The sequence below is a fragment of the Exiguobacterium sp. FSL W8-0210 genome (assembly GCF_038006045.1).
Lineage (GTDB): Bacteria > Bacillota > Bacilli > Exiguobacteriales > Exiguobacteriaceae > Exiguobacterium_A.
Map to the genome: position 1 here is coordinate 1216496 of NZ_JBBOUK010000001.1, position 20425 is coordinate 1236920.

Annotated in this window: 24 protein-coding genes and 1 riboswitch; of the genes, 19 read left to right on the forward strand and 5 right to left on the reverse strand. The window is 48.0% G+C overall.

Annotated features, from left to right (window positions below; all coding sequences use genetic code 11):
* The first annotated feature begins 3 nt into the window (after window positions 1–3).
* Window positions 4–1194, forward strand: a complete 1191-nt coding sequence (locus tag MKY22_RS06250) for an acetyl-CoA C-acetyltransferase (RefSeq protein WP_341090081.1) — start codon at window positions 4–6, stop codon at window positions 1192–1194.
* Window positions 1195–1251: 57 nt separating this feature from the next.
* Here the strand turns inward: MKY22_RS06250 and MKY22_RS06255 are convergent, their stop codons facing one another.
* Entirely contained in the window at window positions 1252–2184 is a 933-nt protein-coding gene (locus tag MKY22_RS06255) for a DUF2268 domain-containing protein (RefSeq protein WP_341087494.1), read from the reverse strand.
* Window positions 2185–2463: 279 nt separating this feature from the next.
* Here MKY22_RS06255 and brnQ point away from each other — a divergent pair, with 279 nt between their 5' ends.
* Window positions 2464–3804, forward strand: a complete 1341-nt coding sequence (gene brnQ / locus MKY22_RS06260; protein ID WP_341087495.1) for a branched-chain amino acid transport system II carrier protein — start codon at window positions 2464–2466, stop codon at window positions 3802–3804.
* Window positions 3805–3958: 154 nt separating this feature from the next.
* Entirely contained in the window at window positions 3959–5068 is a 1110-nt protein-coding gene (locus MKY22_RS06265; RefSeq protein WP_214855490.1) for a glycerol dehydrogenase, read from the forward strand.
* 42 nt (window positions 5069–5110) lie between these two features.
* Here the strand turns inward: MKY22_RS06265 and MKY22_RS06270 are convergent, their stop codons facing one another.
* Entirely contained in the window at window positions 5111–6055 is a 945-nt protein-coding gene (locus MKY22_RS06270; protein ID WP_341087496.1) for a peptidoglycan DD-metalloendopeptidase family protein, read from the reverse strand.
* Window positions 6056–6311: 256 nt separating this feature from the next.
* Complete coding sequence (locus MKY22_RS06275; RefSeq protein ID WP_341087498.1) at window positions 6312–7052, reverse strand: peptidoglycan DD-metalloendopeptidase family protein; 741 nt, start codon at window positions 7050–7052, stop codon at window positions 6312–6314.
* Window positions 7053–7368: 316 nt separating this feature from the next.
* Between MKY22_RS06275 and MKY22_RS06280 the strand changes: the two genes are divergently transcribed.
* The 8 genes from MKY22_RS06280 to MKY22_RS06315 all read left to right on the forward strand — a co-directional run bounded on the left by MKY22_RS06280 (window position 7369) and on the right by MKY22_RS06315 (window position 12505).
* The gene (locus MKY22_RS06280; protein WP_341087500.1) at window positions 7369–7848 is read left to right on the forward strand and encodes an NUDIX hydrolase; all 480 of its coding nucleotides are present in this window, start codon (window positions 7369–7371) and stop codon (window positions 7846–7848) included.
* An 87-nt stretch (window positions 7849–7935) separates the two neighbouring features.
* A complete protein-coding gene (locus MKY22_RS06285; protein ID WP_341087503.1) occupies window positions 7936–8811 on the forward strand; it encodes an SDR family oxidoreductase in 876 nt (291 codons plus the stop codon).
* A gap of 13 nt (window positions 8812–8824) precedes the next feature.
* Entirely contained in the window at window positions 8825–9013 is a 189-nt protein-coding gene (locus tag MKY22_RS06290) for a hypothetical protein (protein WP_341087504.1), read from the forward strand.
* A 154-nt stretch (window positions 9014–9167) separates the two neighbouring features.
* Window positions 9168–9548 carry a GntR family transcriptional regulator gene (locus tag MKY22_RS06295; protein WP_341087505.1) on the forward strand — a complete coding sequence of 127 codons (381 nt, stop codon included), beginning with the start codon at window positions 9168–9170 and terminating at the stop codon, window positions 9546–9548.
* Window positions 9541–10218, forward strand: coding sequence for an ATP-binding cassette domain-containing protein (locus MKY22_RS06300; protein ID WP_035408568.1), 678 nt, complete (start codon window positions 9541–9543; stop codon window positions 10216–10218). Before MKY22_RS06295 ends, MKY22_RS06300 begins: the two co-directional genes overlap by 8 nt.
* The gene (locus tag MKY22_RS06305) at window positions 10215–11030 is read left to right on the forward strand and encodes a hypothetical protein (RefSeq protein WP_341087509.1); all 816 of its coding nucleotides are present in this window, start codon (window positions 10215–10217) and stop codon (window positions 11028–11030) included. Before MKY22_RS06300 ends, MKY22_RS06305 begins: the two co-directional genes overlap by 4 nt.
* A 10-nt stretch (window positions 11031–11040) precedes the next feature.
* Window positions 11041–12132: a hypothetical protein gene (locus MKY22_RS06310; protein WP_341087510.1), complete on the forward strand. Its 1092-nt coding sequence runs from the start codon at window positions 11041–11043 to the stop codon at window positions 12130–12132.
* 79 nt (window positions 12133–12211) lie between these two features.
* Window positions 12212–12505, forward strand: a complete 294-nt coding sequence (locus MKY22_RS06315) for a hypothetical protein (protein WP_341087513.1) — start codon at window positions 12212–12214, stop codon at window positions 12503–12505.
* A 28-nt stretch (window positions 12506–12533) separates the two neighbouring features.
* Here MKY22_RS06315 and MKY22_RS06320 read toward each other — a convergent pair whose 3' ends face one another.
* Window positions 12534–13022 (reverse strand): DoxX family membrane protein, encoded by a 489-nt coding sequence (locus MKY22_RS06320; RefSeq protein ID WP_341087514.1) that lies wholly within the window; start codon window positions 13020–13022, stop codon window positions 12534–12536.
* Window positions 13023–13149: 127 nt separating this feature from the next.
* Window positions 13150–14334 carry an MFS transporter gene (locus tag MKY22_RS06325; RefSeq protein WP_341087515.1) on the reverse strand — a complete coding sequence of 395 codons (1185 nt, stop codon included), beginning with the start codon at window positions 14332–14334 and terminating at the stop codon, window positions 13150–13152.
* A 189-nt stretch (window positions 14335–14523) separates the two neighbouring features.
* Here MKY22_RS06325 and MKY22_RS06330 point away from each other — a divergent pair, with 189 nt between their 5' ends.
* From MKY22_RS06330 to MKY22_RS06365, 8 genes are all read left to right on the forward strand, one after another.
* Window positions 14524–14949: an OsmC family protein gene (locus MKY22_RS06330; protein ID WP_023467853.1), complete on the forward strand. Its 426-nt coding sequence runs from the start codon at window positions 14524–14526 to the stop codon at window positions 14947–14949.
* Window positions 14946–16166: a beta-N-acetylhexosaminidase gene (gene nagZ / locus MKY22_RS06335; protein WP_341087519.1), complete on the forward strand. Its 1221-nt coding sequence runs from the start codon at window positions 14946–14948 to the stop codon at window positions 16164–16166. The genes MKY22_RS06330 and nagZ overlap by 4 nt, the downstream gene beginning before the upstream one ends.
* A gap of 56 nt (window positions 16167–16222) precedes the next feature.
* Window positions 16223–16325: riboswitch (TPP riboswitch) on the forward strand.
* Window positions 16326–16407: 82 nt separating this feature from the next.
* Complete coding sequence (locus MKY22_RS06340) at window positions 16408–17001, forward strand: thiamine phosphate synthase (RefSeq protein ID WP_341087522.1); 594 nt, start codon at window positions 16408–16410, stop codon at window positions 16999–17001.
* Window positions 16998–17942 carry an FAD-dependent oxidoreductase gene (locus MKY22_RS06345; protein ID WP_341087524.1) on the forward strand — a complete coding sequence of 315 codons (945 nt, stop codon included), beginning with the start codon at window positions 16998–17000 and terminating at the stop codon, window positions 17940–17942. The genes MKY22_RS06340 and MKY22_RS06345 overlap by 4 nt, the downstream gene beginning before the upstream one ends.
* Window positions 17939–18139 carry a sulfur carrier protein ThiS gene (gene thiS / locus MKY22_RS06350; protein ID WP_214724653.1) on the forward strand — a complete coding sequence of 67 codons (201 nt, stop codon included), beginning with the start codon at window positions 17939–17941 and terminating at the stop codon, window positions 18137–18139. The genes MKY22_RS06345 and thiS overlap by 4 nt, the downstream gene beginning before the upstream one ends.
* A gap of 2 nt (window positions 18140–18141) precedes the next feature.
* Window positions 18142–18906, forward strand: coding sequence for a thiazole synthase (locus MKY22_RS06355; protein ID WP_341087531.1), 765 nt, complete (start codon window positions 18142–18144; stop codon window positions 18904–18906).
* Window positions 18903–19910, forward strand: a complete 1008-nt coding sequence (locus MKY22_RS06360; RefSeq protein ID WP_341087534.1) for a ThiF family adenylyltransferase — start codon at window positions 18903–18905, stop codon at window positions 19908–19910. The genes MKY22_RS06355 and MKY22_RS06360 overlap by 4 nt, the downstream gene beginning before the upstream one ends.
* A 122-nt stretch (window positions 19911–20032) precedes the next feature.
* Window positions 20033–20389, forward strand: a complete 357-nt coding sequence (locus MKY22_RS06365) for a hypothetical protein (protein WP_023467859.1) — start codon at window positions 20033–20035, stop codon at window positions 20387–20389.
* Window positions 20390–20425: the final 36 nt, after the last annotated feature.

Below are 20425 nucleotides of genomic sequence, written 5' to 3' on the forward strand. Positions count from 1 at the left end.
CAGATGAGTGAAGCAGTCGTCATCGTCAGTGCGACGCGCACGGCGATCGGGAATTTCAATGGAAGTTTGAAGGACATCAAAGCAACGGAACTCGGAGCGACAGTCATCCGCGCGGCACTTGAAAAAGCAGGTGTCGCAGGAAATCACGTCGATGAAGTCTTTTTTGGTAACGTCCTCTCAGCAGGACTTGGTCAAAATCCAGCACGACAGGCGGCACTCGCTGCCGGCTTACCGGAGACATGTCCAGCGATGACCGTTAACAAGGTCTGCGGATCCGGTCTCTCAGCCGTCCATCTCGCGTATCAGGCGATCAAGTCGGGCGAAGCCAATGTCATCGTTGCTGGTGGCATGGAGAACATGAGTCAGGCGCCATATGTCCTCGCGGGCGCACGATCTGGCCTGAAGATGGGTGACCAACCGCTCGTCGATACGATCATCCAGGATGGACTTGAGTGTGCGTTCAATGACTATCATATGGGGATCACGGCAGAAAATTTGGCAGACGCCTACGAACTTTCCCGCGAAGCGCAGGATCAGTTCGCTGCGACGAGTCAGCAAAAAGCGCAGACGGCATTAGCAGAAGAACGGTTCGTCTCGGAAATCACGCCAGTGTTGATTCCACAACGAAAAGGCGACCCGATCAGTTTTGATCAAGATGAGTTTCCGCGTGCCGGAACATCTGTCGAAACACTCAGTCGTTTGCGCCCGGCATTCAAAAAGGACGGAACGGTCACGGCAGGCAATGCATCTGGCATCAATGACGGAGCTGCTGCGCTCGTCATCATGTCCGCGACAAAGGCAAAAGAACTCGGTGTGACTCCACTCGTTGAGATCGTTGCGAACGGAACGTCCGGCGTCGACCCGAGCATCATGGGGATTGGTCCCGTTCAAGCGGTCCAGAAGGCACTCGATAAAGCGGGACTGACGCTTGAGGAGATCGATGTCATCGAAGCGAACGAAGCGTTCGCGGCACAATCTCTCGCGGTCGATGCGGAGCTACAGTTCCCGCATGAGAAGCTCAACCGAAACGGCGGTGCAATCGCGCTCGGTCATCCGATCGGTGCGAGTGGGGCGCGGATTCTCGTTACGTTGATCCATGAACTCGAGCGGACGGGTGAGACGCATGGTCTTGCGACGTTATGCGTCGGGGGCGGTCAAGGGGTAGCGACGATCGTCAAAAAATACGAAGGTTAACAATAAAGCACGAGACGAAGGAGATGTTTGCTCCCGTTGTCTCGTGCTTTATTGATTTTAGCGAATCGTTAATATGTCTTTGTAACTGCTTTTTTCGAGAATTTGCACGGAGGACATCCGTGACCATTCCTTCAAGGAAATCTCGGGATGTTGCTTCACGAAGTCGGAGACAATCATGTAGCCGAGTCTGTATTTCACGAACGATGGAATTTGTTTTTCGTAATTTCCAAAGAATAGATCATCCGTCGTCAATCGTTCCGCATTTAGCTCCGAAATCACATGCTCTAAAGTATGGTCAAGTAGAGTGGCGATCGCTTCCGATGATTCCACTGGATAAAGCTTGTGGGCAAAGAATTCCGCTTTTCCTTCGAGGATGATGTAATCGAGCATCGTCGCACGATTCGGTTCATCGAGGGCTACGGTATGATGGTACTCATGCGCCGTCGTGTTGCGTAATGATGTTTCCGAAAAATCCTTCAAGAAGAACAGACTCATTGAATTGTTTCCTTGCGCGACACCGCTGACACCACCATAACGTTTGGCATCATCATGCTCGATTGGTGTCGTCGGGGAGACGAAGACGACGAGCTTTTCATCTCGTGGAAGTTGTTTCATCGAAGTCAGGAGACTGGACTTGATCTGTTTCATGATGCGCTGATGGTGTTTTTTCAAATATGTATTCATCTGCTTTAAGTCCTTGATGTTCTCCGATGGCTGTTCATAGAGGCTAGGAACGGGCATGGCTTGGAGCTGTTCTTTTTTGATGACGCTATTTTTAGCGCCCAATACATATTTTTTAAATAGTGCCTCATTGTCCTCTGGCTGTTTCGAAGCCGCTTGAATGTAATCGTCATACGCCTTGTACAAAGGAACGATTTGAATCTCTTGTTTCTCATGCGTAAATGAGATGTCATACGTCTTTGGTTTTTCGGCAGCGGGGGAACAACTGGCAAGTAAAAGGGTGGCGCTAAGAAGATAGATCGATTTCATAGAAAACCTCCTATTTTATTATCCATATATTTACTTTCTTCATGAAACCTTTTAATCCTACTCCGTCATATGAACTTATGAATCCGGTTTCATGCTTCGACGCACAGACGTAACAAATTCTATAGACCGTAGCTCCACCAAACTTTCTGCACAATTTTCAGAATATTCTCCAGATAAACTCCTAGCATGAGCTCTTAAACGTATGGTATCCTTTCGAACGAAGTACTTCATCTGCTTAGGGAGCGAGATGAAGTCGATCATCATCAGTGGGGGTTTATTATGTCTAAAACTGTTCCAACATCATTTATCATCGTCATCGGCATGATGCTCTTCGCCTTATTCTTCGGGGCAGGAAATCTCATCTTTCCGCCGATGCTCGGACAACTCGCAGGGGAGCATGTCTGGGTCGCCAATGCCGGATTCCTCGTCACCGGTGTCGGTCTACCATTGCTTGCGATTCTTGCATTCGCGTTTTCAGGGGAACGCGATTTACAAGCGATGGCGTCACGCGTTCATCCTGCGTTCGGAATCGGGTTCTCGGTCATTCTGTATCTTGCGATCGGTCCCTTCTTCGCGATTCCTCGTGCCGGAACGGTCTCGTATGAGATCGGCATCAAGCCTTTCTTCAGTGAATCGACGAGCCACTGGCCGTTGCTCATCTTCACGGTCTTCTTCTACACGGTTGCGTGTCTCTTATCATTGAATCCGACGAAAATCGTCGATGTCGTCGGGAAAGTCCTGACACCAATTAAGATCACGTTCATTGGTCTGTTGATCGTCGTCGCTGTCCTGCATCCGATCGGAAGTTTTCAGAATCCTTTGAAGACATATCAGTCGAATGCCTTCTTTAACGGTTTCCAGGAAGGATATATGACGCTCGATGCACTTGGTGCCTTCGTCTTCGGGATCATCATCATCGCAGCGATCAAGGAAAAAGGTGTCACATCGAAGCGACAGTTACTGTTGATTTGTACGAAAGCGTCATTGATTGCAGCAGCCTTGCTAGCAATCACGTATTCGGCACTTGCCTTCATGGGTGCGTCAAGTGTCTCTGAGATCGGACAGCTCGCGAACGGCGCAGAGATTTTGTCTGCTGTGTCGGATCATTACTTCGGTGAGTATGGGGCGATTTTGCTTGGTCTGATGATCACAGTCGCTTGTATGACGACGAGTGTTGGTTTGATCACGGCGTGTGCCGCGTTTTTCACGGCACTCGTCCCAAAAATCTCATACGTCAAATGGACGATTGGTCTATCGGTCTTCAGCGCACTCGTTGCGAACATCGGTCTGAATCAATTACTCGCTGTCTCTAAACCAGTCTTGATGACGCTTTATCCACTCGCGATCTGTCTGATCTTCTTAACGTTCTTGCATCCACTCTTTAAAGGGAAGCCAGCCGTGTATCAAGGGGCGTTATGGATGACGTTCCTCGTCAGCTTGTTTGATGGATTGAAGACAGCAAAAATCAATGTCTCAGCCGTCACGAAAGTGTTTGATGCGGTATTACCGTTTGCTTCTGTCAGTCTCGGTTGGGTCGTTCCAGCTATCATCGGTGGGATGATCGGAGCGATCGTCGGTAAGAAAAAAGCGGAGACACGATCGTCATCACGTGTGGCTTAAGTTGTCATGTATAAAGGGAAGCGGATTTTTGATCGTATGATCAAAGTCCGTTTTTTTTGTTCACTCGATTGTGGGTTTAAGCATAAGCGGAAACGGCAATTCCTCTACTGTATATCATTGACCATCGTGTCCCTTACAGAAAGGATGTTGAAACATGTCAGAACGTGTCTTCATTAGTCCCTCGAAGTATGTCCAAGGAAAGGATGTCATTGACCGGCTCGGTACATATGTGAGCCCGTTCGGTGAAAAAGCGCTCGTCATCGCGGACGATGTCGTCTGGAAAATCGTAAAGGAACGTGTCGAGCAGTCGCTGTCCGGCGAAAACGTCAGCATCGAGAAGGCAGACTTTAGTGGTGAAGCCTCACGGCATGAAGTAAAACGAATCGCTGAGCAAGCAAAAGCAGCGGATGTTCGTTTCGTCATGGGAGTTGGGGGTGGAAAGACGCTCGACACAGCAAAAGCCGTCTCGGATGAGCTGAACGTGTCCGTCGTCATCGTACCGACCCTTGCTTCGACCGATGCACCGACGAGTGCTCTGTCCGTCATCTATTCCGACGAAGGGATTTTCGAAAGCTATCGTTTCTATAAGAAGAATCCCGATCTTGTTCTCGTCGATACGAAACTGATTGCCCAAGCGCCAGCACGTTTCTTTGCGTCCGGAATTGCCGATGCACTCGCGACGTGGGTCGAAGTTCGAAGTGTCGTCGCCTTTGGTGGACAGACGATGGCGGGAGGACGACCGACAATTGCGGCACAAGCGATTGCCAAACGTTGTGAGGAAGTCTTGTTCGAGCACGGGCGTCTGGCGTACGAATCCGTTCAGGCACAAGTCGTCACACCAGCACTCGAAGCCGTCGTCGAAGCGAATACCCTGCTAAGTGGGCTCGGCTTTGAAAGTGGGGGACTAGCAGCGGCGCATGCGATTCATAATGGCTTTACGGCACTTGACGGTGAGATTCACCACCTGACGCATGGAGAAAAGGTCGCCTTTGGTACACTTGTCCAGTTGGCGCTCGAAGAACATCCACAAGAAGAAATCGAGCGCTATATCGCGCTTTACACGGATCTTGGTTTACCGGTGACACTCGAGGACGTCAAGCTAAAGGATGCGTCACGTGAAGATATCGTCAAAGTCGGAGAGGCAGCGACTGCTGAAGGTGAGACGATCCACAGCGGATTCAACGTTACGGCGGACGAAGTCGCAGATGCGATCATCGCAGCCGATCGCTATTCAAAAGCGTATCAAGCAAAACGAAAACAATAAGAAAAAATAACCCTTGCCGAGACGGCGAGGGTTATTGTCATTTTACAGATAATCGAGTGGATTGACACTGCTACCAGCAGAAGTTGCGCTGTAGACGTACGATCCTTTATGGAGTTCAAAATGTAAATGTGTTCCGAAAGCGTTACCTGTCTCGCCAACTGTTCCGATCTTTTGACCTTGCGTGACGGTTTGACCGACCGAGACCGAGCGGCCATTCATATGTGCATACAGACTGATGAACGGCGATCCGTTGATCGTATGTGAAACCATGACATAGTTGCCGTACGCGCCTTTGAGCTGAGACGTAATGACTTTACCGCTTGCTGTCGCATAGACTGGTGTACCTTTTGCTGCACCATAATCGATTCCGTTATGGAATGTGTAACCATAAGCACCACTAGAAGGTCCATAACCTTGCGTGATCGGACCGCTCGTTGGCGTCGCGAAGTTCTTTGATGTCGACGTTGACGCTTTTGATGCGCCACTGCTATTCGTCAGTGTCAAAACAGCGTATTTCGAGACATAGTCCGCATGGACGAATCGTTTATCTCCACCGTATAAGAACTTGATCCAATCGCCTGTACGACCGAGGTAGCGGAACGTTTCGCCCTTATCGACACTTCCGACGACTGTACTGCTCGTCGAACTGCTGCTACGAACACGAAGGTTGTCGACATTGACTTTAATCTTATAGATACGTGTTACAGAATATTTTTTAACATATATAGAAGAAACATAGACTTTTTTTGAACCGTACAGAATTTTCGTCCAGTTGCCTGTCCGTCCGAGATACTTATATGTATCACCTTTTTCAAAGCTCGTGATCGTACCGTATGATGTCGAAGGACCCGTTCGAGCACGCAAACCGTCCTCCATGACTTTCACCTTATAGAACGTCGTTGCTGCATCCGCACGTGGGATGGCAAACGAAGCAAAACTTGCCACAGCGATGGCTGTCGCTGAAACACCTTTCCAAAAACCATGCATGATTCATTCCTCCTGAATATGTAATCTGTGTGACTAAACCGTTATGTAAATTTCATAGACGAGTATAACATTTACGAAAATGTTTAAATGTTACATTCACATTTCGATATTATTTCAATAAATTATATTTAAAGACATTAATTTTGTTTGTTTTCCATTTATCCATAAATTCCTTTGACAAGATTGGATGGAATTGGATATGATGAAATGTCCATTAAAAATAAGAAAGGTACCCCGGTTGAGGTACCTTAAATGCTTATAAAAAGGCGAGTGGATTGATGCTGTTTGCTGCAGAAGTACCGCTATAGACATAGTTACCGCGATGGATTTCGAAGTGAAGATGAGCACCTGTCGAGTTTCCTGTACTGCCGACTGCACCGATCGTTGCGCCTTTCGGGATCGTTTGACCGACGAAGACAGAGCGTTTGCTTAAGTGAGCGTATACCGTTGTGTACGAAATACCGTGCACTTTATGTTTGACCATGACATGGTTTCCATATGCTCCTTGGTAAGACGATGTGACAACTTTACCTGCCGCTGCTGCATGAACGGGCGTTCCGATTGGTGCACCAAAGTCGACGCCGTTATGGAACGTGTAGCCGAAGATGCCGCTAGTTTTTCCATAACCTTGTGTTACTGGACCGCTTGTCGGACGCGAGAAGCCATTTGATGAAGTCGAGAATGAGGCTTTCTTCGCTGTATGACCAGAAACGCGATATTTTTTCACATAACCTGAGTAGACGTAACGCTTATGTCCTTTATGAAGAATTTTTGTCCAGTTTCCGCGATGACCCAAGTATTTGAAAGTCTGTCCCGAATTGACGCCGTCGACGATCCGGTATTTAAGAGATGGGCCAGTACGAACGCGAAGTCCGTCTGCTTTGATTTTTACTTTGTACGTAGATTTCGTAGCTGCGTCAACCTTACCTGTACCCGTAGCTGCAAAACCTGAAACAACGAGCGCGCTCATTGCAAGTGTCGTGATTGTTCTTTTCATGAATGTTCCTCCTTGATGTAAATCGAGATCTTGTCGGAAATGACATGTATATAGAATGTGTGTGGTGTAAAATGTGGTGAATTGAAGTAGATGATGCTGTCGTCATTTGACTAACGAGAGTATAGCATTGAAAAGTCAGACGTTTGTATTTCAATTCGATTGCTTAGATATATTTTAATAACAATTCTTGTAATTTTGAATACATATTCAATTTCAGAATCCCTTAAAATCAAGATGAATCAGTGTTACAACGAGATGAATTTGATGACAAAACGCAATCGTGGGAAATGATGAGAAAGTATGGGGGTCTAATAAGATGAGAGTAGGTAATGAGATGGATTTGACGTTTGCAGTAAATCAAAAAAAGCTTAACATTCGCGCAGTGGCGCTGTTGATTCAAGATGGACATCTTTTGATCCATCGGCAAGGAGAAGATGATTTTTGGTCATTACCGGGAGGACGGGTACAATTTGGTGAAAGTGGTGCCAAAGCGATTGAACGTGAATTATTAGAAGAATTAGGACAGTCAATCGAGCCACCGGTCTTTCGTTTCCTGCATGAAAATTTCTTTAATTATGCAGACCATCAGTTTCATGAACTGGGGATGTTTTATGAAGTGATATGTCGAGAACCACTACCACTTTCAACGGAAGACTTCTATGGTCCCGAAGGTGAAGAATTGACGTACCGGTTCGTTCCGTTCGATAAACTGGATCAGTATACATTGTATCCAAGCGAACTATCAAACATGCTCCAAACGAATGTATTCCCAACACTGTTGACGAATGACATCTGACTTTTCCGGAAAAACGTTTATAGATGTATCGCAAGGGAATGGTTAATCATGTAATTCATTCCACAATGATAAGGGAGCTGATCGTTCATGAGAGAAGAGCAGTTCGAAGCGATGCATCAAGAAGCACGAGGGCAGACGCAGGAACAACAACCCGGTGTCGAGTACGCCATGAAACCAGAACCGATTTACGATGATCCGGACTATGTCGGTTCAGGAAAACTGACGGGGAAGGTCGCGCTGATCACGGGCGGGGATAGTGGAATCGGTCGTGCCGTTGCTGTCGCTTATGCGAAAGAAGGGGCAAATGTCGCGATCGTTTACTTAAATGAGGGGAAAGACGCGGAAAAGACGAAATCGTTGATTGAAGGCTACGGGGTCAAAGCCTTAAAAATCGCAAAAGATGTCAGTCAACCGGAAAATGCACAAGAGATCATCGATACGGTCATTGCAGAATTCGGTCAATTGAACATTGTCGTCAATAATGCAGGGAAACAATTCCCGCAGGATGATTTTCTTTCGATTACACCAGATCAATTGAAGGAAACGTTCGAGACGAATGTCTTTTCGATGTTCTATTTGATTCAAGCGGCGCTTCCGCATCTGCATAAAGAAGATACAATCATCAATACCTCATCGGTGACGGCTTATCGTGGAGCGCCGACGTTGATCGATTACTCGGCGACAAAAGGGGCAATTACGACATTGACGCGCTCACTCGCCTCTAGCTTGATCGAGAAGGGAATCCGCGTTAATGCGGTCGCACCCGGTCCGATCTGGACGCCACTCATTCCGGCGACGTTCTCGAAGGAGAAAGTCGAGTCGCATGGGGAAGACACATTAATGAAACGCCGGGGACAACCGTCGGAAAATGCACCTGCTTATGTCTATCTGGCTTCTCGCGATTCAAGTTACATCACGGGTCAGACGATTCATATCAATGGCGGCGATTACATCACGTCTTAAGGGGGAGATCAAGATGAAGAAAAATCCGAATGAAGTGCCAGAACGCGAACCGGATCATCAACCGGACGAGATACCGCAGACACCACCAAGTGAGGTGCCAGATGCGCCACAGGAAGACCCGGTCCGTCAGCCGGAACCGGATACGTTCCCAGAACCAACCGAGATTCCCGATACACCAGAGGAAGATCCGAATCCCTATTAATCAATTCATCGAAGCCGTCATCCAATGCAGGATGGCGGTTTTTGCGTGACTAATCAAAAAAACTATCTTGACAGTCAAACTGTATGGTGAGTATGATACAGAAGAGAAGTGTATTATTGTTTTAATACATTATACAGGAAAGGGAGGTCTACCGATGCAGTTCGACCAAAGAAGTCCGGTGTACCTGCAGGTCGTCCGTTGGTTCAAACAACGAATCGCGACCGAGGAATTGCAAAGCGGGCAAGAGATCCCGTCCCGCCGCGAAATCGCCGCACAGCTCGGAATTAATCCGAATACCGCACAAAAAGCATATAAAGAGATGGAGGAGCAGCAATTGATTACGACAGAACGGAATGTCCCGAGTAAGATTACACGCGATCCACAAGTTGTCCAAAAAGTACGTGCTGAGATGCTGGAAGAAGCCGTCTCTGAATTCATCGATGCCGTCAAAGCGATTCAAATCCCACTCGATGAGGTCGTCTCGAAGATCGAGACGGTGTATCAGGAAACGGAACGGAGGCAGATCGATGCTTGAAGTCCATGGCTTACAAAAGAAATACGGAAAAAAACCGGTTCTTCAAGGAGTCTCGTTCTCGGTTCCGATGGATCAACTAACGTGTCTGATCGGTTTGAACGGTGAGGGGAAATCAACGATCCTGAAGGCAATCGCAGGTCTCGTCCCAGTCAACGCGGGAACAGTTCTCGTCGATGGTGAGATCAATCGAAATAAGATCGCCTTCGTTCCAGATATTCAGACGATGCCCGGTTACATGACGGTCGGTGACGCGCTGACATATATGGCGGATTATTATTCCGATTGGAACCAGGAGACTGCGAATGAATTGATGCGAATTTTCCAGCTACTTTCAACAGATAAGATTACCGACTTATCAAAAGGAAACCAGGCGAAGGTCAGCTTAATTCTTGGATTTGCTCTCGATCGTCCGTACTTATTACTCGACGAACCGTTCGCCGGAATTGATTTGTTTACGAAAGAACAGATTGCAGGATTATTCTCAAGCCACTTCATGGAAGGGCGCGGTATCCTGATGACGACACACGAAATTCAGGAAATCGAGCATTTGATCGACCGGGTCGTCTTCTTACAGGACGGTCGAATCATCGATGAACATGAGACAGAAGAGATGCGAGAACTGTACGGGAAGTCGGTTCAGGACCGGATGCGGGAGGTCTATCAGCGATGAAACAATACATACAATTGACGAATGAAGAGATTAAGCGGAGTTTTAAGGTATATGTAATTGCGGTCCTTGTGATGGCAGCGATTGAGTTAGCATCCATTGTTGCGCAAGTCATGTACCACGAGCGGAAAGTCGAGAATTTCATGGAAAATAATCGTGCGACATTATCAGAGGCACTTCAACAAATCGGAAAGCTAGATTATGCAGATACGACATCTTTTTTCGTATTTATGACTTTGATAGGAATTGTATTCGTTGTGATTTACGCATTTCAAATTTGGTATCGTGATTGGCTTGGGGAAACAAAATACATCTATCGACTATTAATGCTTCCAGGGCGAAGATATAGCATTTTCTTTTCAAAATTAACTGCTGTATTTCTGGTCATGATTAGCTTTATTGGTTTGCAATGGTGTTTTCTTAAGGCTGGATCTTATTTATTTGATTGGTCAATCCAAGCGGAGTATCAAAAAAGTTCTAATACGAATATATTCAGTAGTTCATTGGAAGAATTTTATACGACGAATTTAACTAATATGATTTTTATCATCCTTATTTCTACAATGATTGTCTGTTTAATCTTTTTGCTCGTTTTGTTGGAGCGGTCACATCGAAAAGTAAAAGGATTGATTCGAGTCGCGATTGAAACGACAATTTTTGTATCGTATGCGTTCGTCTGTATTTATTTTTTGGATCAAACACATTTATTACTAAGTTCAGAAAAAGACGCTTTATTCATCGGGTTTGTCTTTGTCTACATGATTTATGCTTGTTGGAGAAGTTTGCGACTTCTGAAATGGAAAATCTCGGTCTAAGGGGGATAATATGCGGTCATATAAATATTTCATTGGTTTTATACTAATCAGTGTCGCATCACTAGCTTTTTATGTAGGATACGTCTTAAATTTAGAAAAACCTGAATTAGTAGTTGAAACAAAGAGCGGTAGCCCGAAGCAAAGCACTCTTCAAAATCTACAAATCAACTTAATCGATGTAGTGCGTCAACCAACAGACTTCTCAGTCTCGATTAAAGATGGACAAGTCTCTGAATCAAAATCATCTTATCTAAATAATATGTATCTCGACCGTGTTTATATAAATGATGAAGCACCACGGTCATTTAAACAGTTCATGCAAGAGGAAACGTATACTCTCATGCAAGATTCCGTAACTTACGGATTAAAAGGTCAAAAAGACGGTAGCTGGGATTTGCAATATTGGGATCTTAAAACTAAAAAATTGACGACAAAACAATTGAGCACTCCCTTAGAAGTCAATAATAAAAAGTACGCCTACTCACCCTTTCAACGAACAGAAGATCTACTTTATGTGGAGCGCTATTCGATGGATGAGCAGACCCAAAGAAGTTTTATTTATGTCATTGACTTAAAAAATAATAGCGTACGTAAACAACAACTACCAATCGAATTAAAGAAGAATGAATACATTGAGTCGTTCTATAAAGGACAACTACTTTATTCTCAAACATATTTTCCTAAGAATAACCCCGATACTGAACAGCAGCGTCTGCTGATGACAGACGGAAAAAAGACGAAACGATTAAAACAACTGGAAGGAGAAGATTTTAACACTCGAATTTTAAATGAAGGCAAATTAATCGTGACGATAAATGAAAATGATGAGACACAGTTAAGCTGGAATACGTTCGATATGGAGTCGGAAAAATATACAGTACATCAAGTTCCACTTCCTGATCGTAAAAAATTCACAGATGGAGGTGGATTCCCGGTCTCTATTTTGGAAAATGGACGCATTTATTTTTCTTATCAGCTAAAAAATGATGATTACAGAGTATTGGTTTTCAATCCGACATCAGCAAATATTGAATATGAAGGAAACATTTCGAATAAAAATGCGAAGGTTGAGTTATCTTTAAGCGATATGCGATTGAGGTAAAATATAGAAATTTTATTCACTTATTTGAAACCTCCCGTTTTCTTCCAACGTATAAAGACTATACAAAGGGGGAACTCACATGCAATTCTTGATTTTTGTCGTCTTCGCAGGTGCCATGTATTGGTTCTACTACAATTTCTTACTCGGATACCGCAAGAAAAATATCACGCTGACGTTCGACGATCGCTATTATTCACTCGACGAACATGTCACAGCAATCGAACAAAAGCTTGCAACGGAGGGGCATTCGGCGCGTTATCTCGGTGACCGTCGTTTTGAAGTTGATGGCAAACCTTATCTGTTCCTCGAGCGGACAGTCCCAGTCGGCGGGGTTCCGACACAGCAGACGATTCTCGAGCAACAAAAAAAATAACTCTCCCGCGTTTGGGAGAGTTTTTTCGTTAGACCGGAATCCGGTCGAGGGGATGTGGTTGTTGCGACGAACGATACCAGTGCATGATCCAATGATCAATACCGATTTGATACGCAAAGCGTCCTGCAGCAAGTAAGACGATTGAGGCAGCTAAGAACAACGGGTTTAACGCAATCGTTCCAGCAAGTAAGTAATTGAGATTCATGATGCTCCCGACGACCAGTGCAGGAACCGTCAATAGACTGAGAATAAACAAGATCCCGACGACGAGTTCTGCGAACGGAATCAATACGTTGATCAGCCCGACGTTTGGTAAGGCGAGTTGCTCGATCCACGTCGCGTACCACGAACTGACGAGTGCGTCTTCGCCAGTTGACTTCGCGAGCGCTCCTTCGAGAAACGGTTTTGCATCGAAGCCATTGATGTACTTGCCAATCCCGGCGATGAACCATTGGATTCCGAGCCAGAGTCGGATGATCGTCAACAAACTGATGCCGATGATGTGTAATGCTTTCACTTTCAGACATTCCTCTACTACAACATAGTCCCCATCATACTGAAAAATCATCAGTGAGATGGGGACTATCATCATAACGTCATCGAACCGTCATCGACCTGTTACAAAAAAGGGTAAGGTAACGGTTTCATGACCGTCGATCGAGACGATGACTGATTGCAGTTAATAAAGCGGCGACGAGCGCGACTAGTCCACCGACGAGTGCCGTGTTCATCATCGGACCGTTCGCATAGACGATGCCACCGAGTGCCGAACCAAAAGCAATCCCGACGTTACTCGCAACCGGCATCAATGAAGCGGCGAGTCCTTTTGCTTCCGGGTTGAACTTTTCGGCGAGGTCAATCAAGTAGATTTGTGTCGAAGTCGTCAGTAAAATCGACATCAACGACATCAAGGCGATGTTGAACAGACCAAGCGGAAGGGATGCTGTCGTGATGTATAACGCAGCAAGGACGATTGCTTGCACGACGAAGACGAATCGTAAGCGTCCCATCGGATTTTTGCTAGCGATCTTGCCGGCAAGGATGTTACTGAAGATCGAGACGACGCCGTAAGCGAGCAGGATCGGACTAATCCATGTCTTCGCGATGCCGAGTTCCGTTTGCAGGATCGGCACGAGGTACGTGTAGACGACGTAAGTTGCCCCGAAGCCGAACGACGGAATGAAGAAGGCAATCAGGATCCGTGGATTAGCGAGCAATCCAAGCTGCTCCTTGATTGAACCGGAGCCCGTCGATTGCTGGACGGGAACGATCTTCCACACAGCGAGGAACGCAATCATTCCCATGACGGTCGTCAGCCAAAACGTGGCTGCGAAGCCAGCGTGTTGACCGATGAACGTACCGATCGGAACACCAAGGACGTTCGCGAGTGTAAAACCACCGAAAATGAACGAAACGGCGACACCGCGCTTCGCAACAGGTACGCCATCGCTTGCGACGACCATTGCGAGCGAGATCAAGACACCGGTCAGGATGGCTGTCAGGATGCGGGTGGCGAGCAATACTTCGTAACTTGGAGCAAAACTACTGGCAAGGTTCAGTAAGACCCAAACGAGTAACAGACGTAGAATCAGGCGACGCCGTTCCAAGTGACCGGTCAGCGACATGACAATCGGTGTACCAATCGCAAAGGAGATGGCAAATGCCGAGACGAGCGTACCGGCTGTTGCGATCGTGATATCAAGGGCTGAGGAGATTTCAGCGAGGATCCCGACGATGACGAATTCGCTTGTTCCGAGAACGAACGTCAGGAGCGACAACGTGGCGATCAACAGCCAATCGCGTCGACTTAAACGAGTAGTAGGTGACATGGATGATTCCTCAATTCTGGCGCTTGCGCGCGAAACTATGAGTAACAGGATAGCATGAAACGATTTCGTCGGGTATCGCAAAGCGAGAATTCGGGAAAAGAACCATTATTCGAAATAGCGTGAGAATTTCCAGGCTTGCTGTTTTTGCGTATACTACAGATGAAGACTACTGACAAAGGAGTGGAAACGATGCAAGCGACAGTGACATGGAACAAACAGATGGGCTTTAGTGGACAGACGGAATCAGGGCATCATCTGGCGATGGACGCAGCACCCGAAAACGGTGGTGAAAACCAAGCACCACGACCGACCGAACTCTTGCTACATGCCGTTGCCGGCTGTACTGGAATTGATATCGTCTCGATTTTAGAGAAGATGCGCTTGACGATCACCCATTTCGAAATGGATATCGAAGGAGAACGGGCAGAGGACCATCCGCGGCGTTTTACGTCGATCTCGATTCATTACCGGCTCGAAGGTGATCTCCCGGAAGATAAGGTCCGTCGCGCCATCTCGTTATCAAAGGATAAATATTGTTCGGTCTCGCAATCCCTGAACGCTGAGATTTCCGTCTATTATTCGATCAATGGTGTGCGAAGCGAGGATCCTTTGTGAAGAAAACCGTACTAATCGGTTGTCTGTTGCTTGCAGGGTGTGCGCAGGAGACGACGGAACCAACGAAACCATCACAACCAGCAACGAAGCAACCGACGGAGGCGAAGAAACCAAAGCCTGAGCCGACAAAGGAAGCACAACAACAAGCACGATTAAAGCATCAACTTAAAGCGATGTCGACGTCAGAAAAGATCGATCAACTGCTCTACATCGGAGTCGCCGGCACGGAACTTTCAGCAGCTGACCGGAAATTGTTACAGACGCATGCGATTGGCGGGGTCTTATTGCTCGGCGGAAACATTACGTCGGAAGAGCAACTCTTGACGTTCACGCGTGCGATTCAAGAGACGAACCAAAAACCGTATGCCTTCGTCGGGATTGATGAAGAAGGCGGACGCGTCAGCCGGGTACCGGATCAACGATTACGTTTACCGACGAGTCAACGGATGGCGCAAGGAGCAGATGAAGTGAAAATGGAAGACGTCGGACGTACGCTCGGACATTTGTCACGTTTTTATGGCTTCAACATGGACTTCGCGCCGGTCCTTGACGTCAACAGTAATCCGAACAATCCGATCATCGGCGACCGTGCGTTAAGTGCTGATCCGAAGACCGTCGCGACGCTTGGTACGGCCCTGATGCACGGGATGCAGGAGACGGGAACGATTCCAGTCGTCAAACATTTTCCCGGTCACGGCAATACGAGTGTTGATTCCCATGTCGGGCTACCGAAAGTGACGGCATCAAAGGAAGAATTGAAGCGGACGGAACTGTTACCGTTTAAAGAAGCGATTCAAGAGGGCGCCGAGATGGTGATGGTTGCCCATATTCTCTATCCCGCGTATGACAATCAGCATCCATCCTCGCTCTCAAAGCCGATCTTGACTGACCTCTTGCGTCAGCAACTCGGATTCAACGGTGTCATCATCACGGATGATCTCGTCATGGGAGCGATCACGAAACAATATGGTCTCGCGGAAGCGGCACGTCAGTCGCTCGTCAACGGAGCTGATATGGCAATGTTTTCAGAGGCAGGTGCTTACACAAAGGTCCATGCCGAAGTGATGCAAGCCGTCAAAGACAAAACGCTGACGCCGGAGATGCTCGACGCTAAAGTAATGCGCATCCTGAAGCTAAAGCAGACGTATGCCGACAGCCAAGAGCAACAGCGACCGACGAAATCGGAGCTGATTCAGCAAGTGGAAGCGCTCAACTAGGACTAGCGAAGCAAAGCGACTCATGCTAGACTAATGGGGCAAGCCAATTAAACACGAAAAGACACTAGGGGAGTCTCCCAGCAGACTGAGACGGAAGTATCCGGACCCTTTGAACCTGATCTAGTTCGTACTAGCGGAGGGAAGTGGCTCGAAACCCTAGATATCCTTAGCGCTTCAGCGCATTTTCGGACCACTCCTTTCAACATCGGGAGTGGTCCTTTTTCGTATGGAAAGGAAGAACATGATGCGTTTACATCTGATTTCGACGGGATCCATTAATCCGCTTGACGAAATAAAGACCTTTCAATCCCTTCAACCCTATACGAATCAGCTGCATCTACGTGAACCGAACTTATCGGCGGCAGAATTACTTGATCTGATTGAAGCACTCCTTGGGCATGGTTATTCGCCTGAACAGTTAACGGTTCATGACCGGGTCGACGTCGCCCATGTCGCCGGCATCGGTGTGCAGCTGACGCGCCGTTCCTTGCGTGTCCGCGATGTGCGACGTCATTTTCCGAATCTCGTCATCGGGAAATCGGTCCATTCACTAGCAGAGGCACTGGCAGCAGAAGCGGAAGGAGCCGACCGACTGCTGTACGGTCATATTTATCCGACAGCGTCGAAGCCGGACATGCCACCACGAGGTATTGACGCCTTGAAGCAAGTCGTCACCTTCACGACGAAACCAGTCATTGCAATTGGCGGGATCACACCAGAACGCATGCCTGAAATCGTAGCGACCGGTGTAACCGGAATCGCCGTCTTATCGGGTATTCTCGGTCAATCGGATCCACTCGCCGCCGTCAAGCATTATCAGGGGGTACGGGTATGACGAATCACATCATCATCGGCGGTGGAGTCATCGGTTTGACGCTTGCTTACGGTCTCGCCTGTCAGAATGAATCCGTCGTCGTCTTAGAACGCGGAGCAGGTGGACAAGGAACGAGTCGCGCGGCTGCCGGGATGCTTGCGACGGACATCGAGCTCAGAGAGGAATTGCATGCACTTGCCGCGCGAAGTCGTCGTCTGTATCCGTTGCTTGCTCGTCGCCTCGAGCGAGAGACTGGCATCGATTGTGGGTACCGGGAACAACCGTTTTTGTTAAAGCGTAAAGGACGCGAGCATCTGTTTCCAATGGTCGGTCAAATCGATCCACGACGACTGACGACTGCATTGATGTATGCCTTACACGCACGTGGTATATCGATTGAAGAACAGGTAGATGTCACACGCATCGAAGAGAGCGATGACTTCATCAGGGTCGAGTCGAATGCGGGAACGTGGACCGGACGAACGGTGACGGTCGCTGCCGGACGCGGGTCGCAAGCCTTGCTCGATACAGCTGGTATTTCGATTGCGACATATGGAGTCAAAGGAGAATGTCTCGCCGTCCGTCTCGCGGGTCAGCCGTTACGCTCGATCCTGTTTGACGACGCCGTCTACCTCGTTCCGAAAGCAGACGGTCGGATTTTGATCGGTGCGACCGAACTGCCGCACGACGAGACGGTCGGTGTCAGTGTCGCAGGGGTCACGTCGTTGCTTCAAGCAGCAGAACGACTGTATCCACCGATTCGTGACGCGGTCATCGAAGAAGTCTGGTCCGGTGTACGGCCACAAACGGTGTCCGGCTTGCCATATATCGGAGTCGCCGATTCATCCCGTCGGATCTTCCTAGCGACGGGGCATCATCGGCATGGCATATTACTCGCACCGGCGACAGCGGAAGTCTTGGTAAATACATTACGGTTGATTCAGAAGGAGGAAGTCCGATGAACATTACGATTAACGGCAATGACCACACGATCGATCAGATTGAAACGATCGAGGACATGCTCACGCAACTCGGCTTAGGGGAAAAGCTCGTCATCGTCGAACAGAATCGACAAATCATCGATCGCATGGCGTACGGTCAGACAGTCGTTCGGGACAATGACACATTTGAAATCGTTCATTTCGTAGGAGGAGGATAAACATGCTGAAAATTGGAGAAAAGACATTTGAATCACGGTTATTGCTCGGAACAGGGAAATATACGGATGCTACCGTACAGCAAGAAGCAATCGATGCGTCTGCTTCACAAATCTTGACGTTCGCCGTCCGTCGGCTCGACATCTTCGACAAACAACAAGCGAATTTCTTGGAGTCGCTTGATTTAGCGAAGTACGATTTACTGCCGAACACGGCCGGTGCTAAGACGGCGGAGGAAGCTGTTCGGTTAGCAAAGCTTGCGCGGGCATCCGGTATGTGTGACATGGTGAAGGTCGAAGTGATCGGTTGCGATAAGACGTTACTACCGGACCCAATCGAGACGTTACGGGCTTCTGAAGAATTACTCAAAGAAGGCTTCATCGTCTTACCGTATACGTCAGACGATGTCGTGCTCGCACGACGACTCGAGGAAATCGGTTGTCACGCCATCATGCCGGCTGCATCACCAATCGGTTCCGGACAAGGTATCCTCAATCCGCTCCACTTGCGATTTATCATCGAGCAGACGACGGTCCCGGTCATCGTCGACGCCGGGATCGGTTCACCGACCGACGTCGCCTATGCGATGGAACTGGGTGCGGATGGTGTCTTATTGAACTCAGCTGTCGCCCATGCCCAAGATCCGGTCAAGATGGCGCGTGCGATGCGACTAGCTGTCGAAGCAGGGCGCCTCGGTTACGAAGCGGGACGTATCGAGAAGAAACAGTATGCGGTCGCGAGTAGTCCAACGAGTGGATTGATTCGATGAACCGTTACTCACGGCAAACTCGATTTCAACCGATCGGGGAAGCGGGACAAGCACGCTTGGCATCAGCGAAGGTGCTGATCATCGGCATGGGAGCGCTCGGAACGGCGTCGGCAGAGCAACTCGTCCGCGCCGGTGTCGGTGTCGTCCGAATCGTCGACCGCGATTATGTCGAGTGGAGTAATCTACAACGACAACAGCTTTATACCGAGGACGATGCGCGTCACATCGTACCAAAAGCGATTGCCGCAAAAGCACGGCTTGAAGCGATTAATTCGACGGTGACGATCGAAGCGCATGTAGTAGACGTCGACCGGGCAGCGCTGACGTGGCTTCTCGATGATATCGATTTGATCATCGACGCAACGGACAATTTCGATATTCGCTTGATAATGAACGACATGGCGTTGATGCGTTCGATTCCGTGGATTTATGGTGGCTGCGTCGGCAGTTATGGGATCACGTTCACCGTCCGTCCCGGAGAGACGCCGTGTCTGCATTGTCTACTCGATCAATTACCACGGGATCAGGAGACGTGTGATACGGCGGGGATCATCGGACCAGCTGTACAGATGGTCGCTTCCTTGCAGGTGACGGAAGCGTTGAAGTGGTTGAGCGGAAAGACGGACGCCATGCGGACGCGCTTGCTAGCGTTTGATGTCTGGTCGAATACGTTTCAACAAATTAACGTCCAGTCACTGAAGCAAACGGAGTGCCCGTCGTGCGGCATCGAACCGTCCTACCCTTACTTATCGGATCAAACGGTTCATTTCACGGCACTGTGTGGTCGGGATGCCGTTCAAATCCGGGGAGACGGACAGCGGGATCTGGAACAGTTGAAACAACGTCTCCAGCCGGTCGCTGCGATTTCCGCTCATAATCCATATTTGCTGGCGTTTACGACGGACGAACATCGGATGGTTGCTTTCCGAGATGGACGCGTTCTGATTCATGGCGAGGCGGATCTCGTCAAAGCGAAGCGACTCTATCATGCCTATTTCGGCTAACGTTCACAAAACATTAAAAACTAATTTTAAATATATATGTTTTAAATGTTTGAAAAACAGGTAAATAAGACTTCAGACATAAATCGGTCTACAAGTTTTGAACGTGAAGAGGAGTGATTCAGATGAAACAAGAATTCGATCCAATCAAGGATCAAGCACAGACGGAAGACGCCCAAGCAGTTGTTCAGCAAGCCAACTGGAATCCGGACCGGTACCGGACGAACTTGAACCCATTCTATCTGTCACCTTGTAGTGTCGAACGTAGAGAAGACGTGCATCAGGATGCATCGAAAATTCTCGAAGTCGAGACGTCGTCGCCCCTCCAACAACTTTTTGAACACAATCAAGCAACGCATAAATCAGAACAATCGGGCAAAAAATTCAAGACAGGCATCGTTGTCGGTGTCGGTGCGATCATCGGCGGATCGGTTTCTGTGATTCGTTCCGTTCAACGCTTTAGAAAACAACGGACGAAATAACACATTCGTCTCAAGAGTGAAAAAAGCAGGAGGCAT

Excerpts from the sequence above, each read along its gene's own strand:
- thiS (WP_214724653.1), top strand. The coding sequence starts at position 17,939 with ATGAACATTACGATTAACGGCAATGACCACACGATCGATCAGATTGAA.
- MKY22_RS06310 (WP_341087510.1), top strand. The coding sequence starts at position 11,041 with ATGCGGTCATATAAATATTTCATTGGTTTTATACTAATCAGTGTCGCA.
- MKY22_RS06265 (WP_214855490.1), top strand. The coding sequence starts at position 3,959 with ATGTCAGAACGTGTCTTCATTAGTCCCTCGAAGTATGTCCAAGGAAAG.
- MKY22_RS06305 (WP_341087509.1), top strand. The coding sequence starts at position 10,215 with ATGAAACAATACATACAATTGACGAATGAAGAGATTAAGCGGAGTTTT.
- MKY22_RS06355 (WP_341087531.1), top strand. The coding sequence starts at position 18,142 with ATGCTGAAAATTGGAGAAAAGACATTTGAATCACGGTTATTGCTCGGA.
- MKY22_RS06275 (WP_341087498.1), bottom strand. The coding sequence starts at position 7,052 with ATGAAAAGAACAATCACGACACTTGCAATGAGCGCGCTCGTTGTTTCA.
- MKY22_RS06340 (WP_341087522.1), top strand. The coding sequence starts at position 16,408 with ATGATGCGTTTACATCTGATTTCGACGGGATCCATTAATCCGCTTGAC.
- MKY22_RS06330 (WP_023467853.1), top strand. The coding sequence starts at position 14,524 with ATGCAAGCGACAGTGACATGGAACAAACAGATGGGCTTTAGTGGACAG.
- MKY22_RS06295 (WP_341087505.1), top strand. The coding sequence starts at position 9,168 with ATGCAGTTCGACCAAAGAAGTCCGGTGTACCTGCAGGTCGTCCGTTGG.
- MKY22_RS06255 (WP_341087494.1), bottom strand. The coding sequence starts at position 2,184 with ATGAAATCGATCTATCTTCTTAGCGCCACCCTTTTACTTGCCAGTTGT.
- MKY22_RS06325 (WP_341087515.1), bottom strand. The coding sequence starts at position 14,334 with ATGTCACCTACTACTCGTTTAAGTCGACGCGATTGGCTGTTGATCGCC.
- MKY22_RS06285 (WP_341087503.1), top strand. The coding sequence starts at position 7,936 with ATGAGAGAAGAGCAGTTCGAAGCGATGCATCAAGAAGCACGAGGGCAG.
- brnQ (WP_341087495.1), top strand. The coding sequence starts at position 2,464 with ATGTCTAAAACTGTTCCAACATCATTTATCATCGTCATCGGCATGATG.
- MKY22_RS06290 (WP_341087504.1), top strand. The coding sequence starts at position 8,825 with ATGAAGAAAAATCCGAATGAAGTGCCAGAACGCGAACCGGATCATCAA.
- MKY22_RS06345 (WP_341087524.1), top strand. The coding sequence starts at position 16,998 with ATGACGAATCACATCATCATCGGCGGTGGAGTCATCGGTTTGACGCTT.
- MKY22_RS06365 (WP_023467859.1), top strand. The coding sequence starts at position 20,033 with ATGAAACAAGAATTCGATCCAATCAAGGATCAAGCACAGACGGAAGAC.
- MKY22_RS06300 (WP_035408568.1), top strand. The coding sequence starts at position 9,541 with ATGCTTGAAGTCCATGGCTTACAAAAGAAATACGGAAAAAAACCGGTT.
- MKY22_RS06280 (WP_341087500.1), top strand. The coding sequence starts at position 7,369 with ATGAGAGTAGGTAATGAGATGGATTTGACGTTTGCAGTAAATCAAAAA.
- MKY22_RS06250 (WP_341090081.1), top strand. The coding sequence starts at position 4 with ATGAGTGAAGCAGTCGTCATCGTCAGTGCGACGCGCACGGCGATCGGG.
- MKY22_RS06315 (WP_341087513.1), top strand. The coding sequence starts at position 12,212 with ATGCAATTCTTGATTTTTGTCGTCTTCGCAGGTGCCATGTATTGGTTC.
- MKY22_RS06360 (WP_341087534.1), top strand. The coding sequence starts at position 18,903 with ATGAACCGTTACTCACGGCAAACTCGATTTCAACCGATCGGGGAAGCG.
- MKY22_RS06270 (WP_341087496.1), bottom strand. The coding sequence starts at position 6,055 with ATGCATGGTTTTTGGAAAGGTGTTTCAGCGACAGCCATCGCTGTGGCA.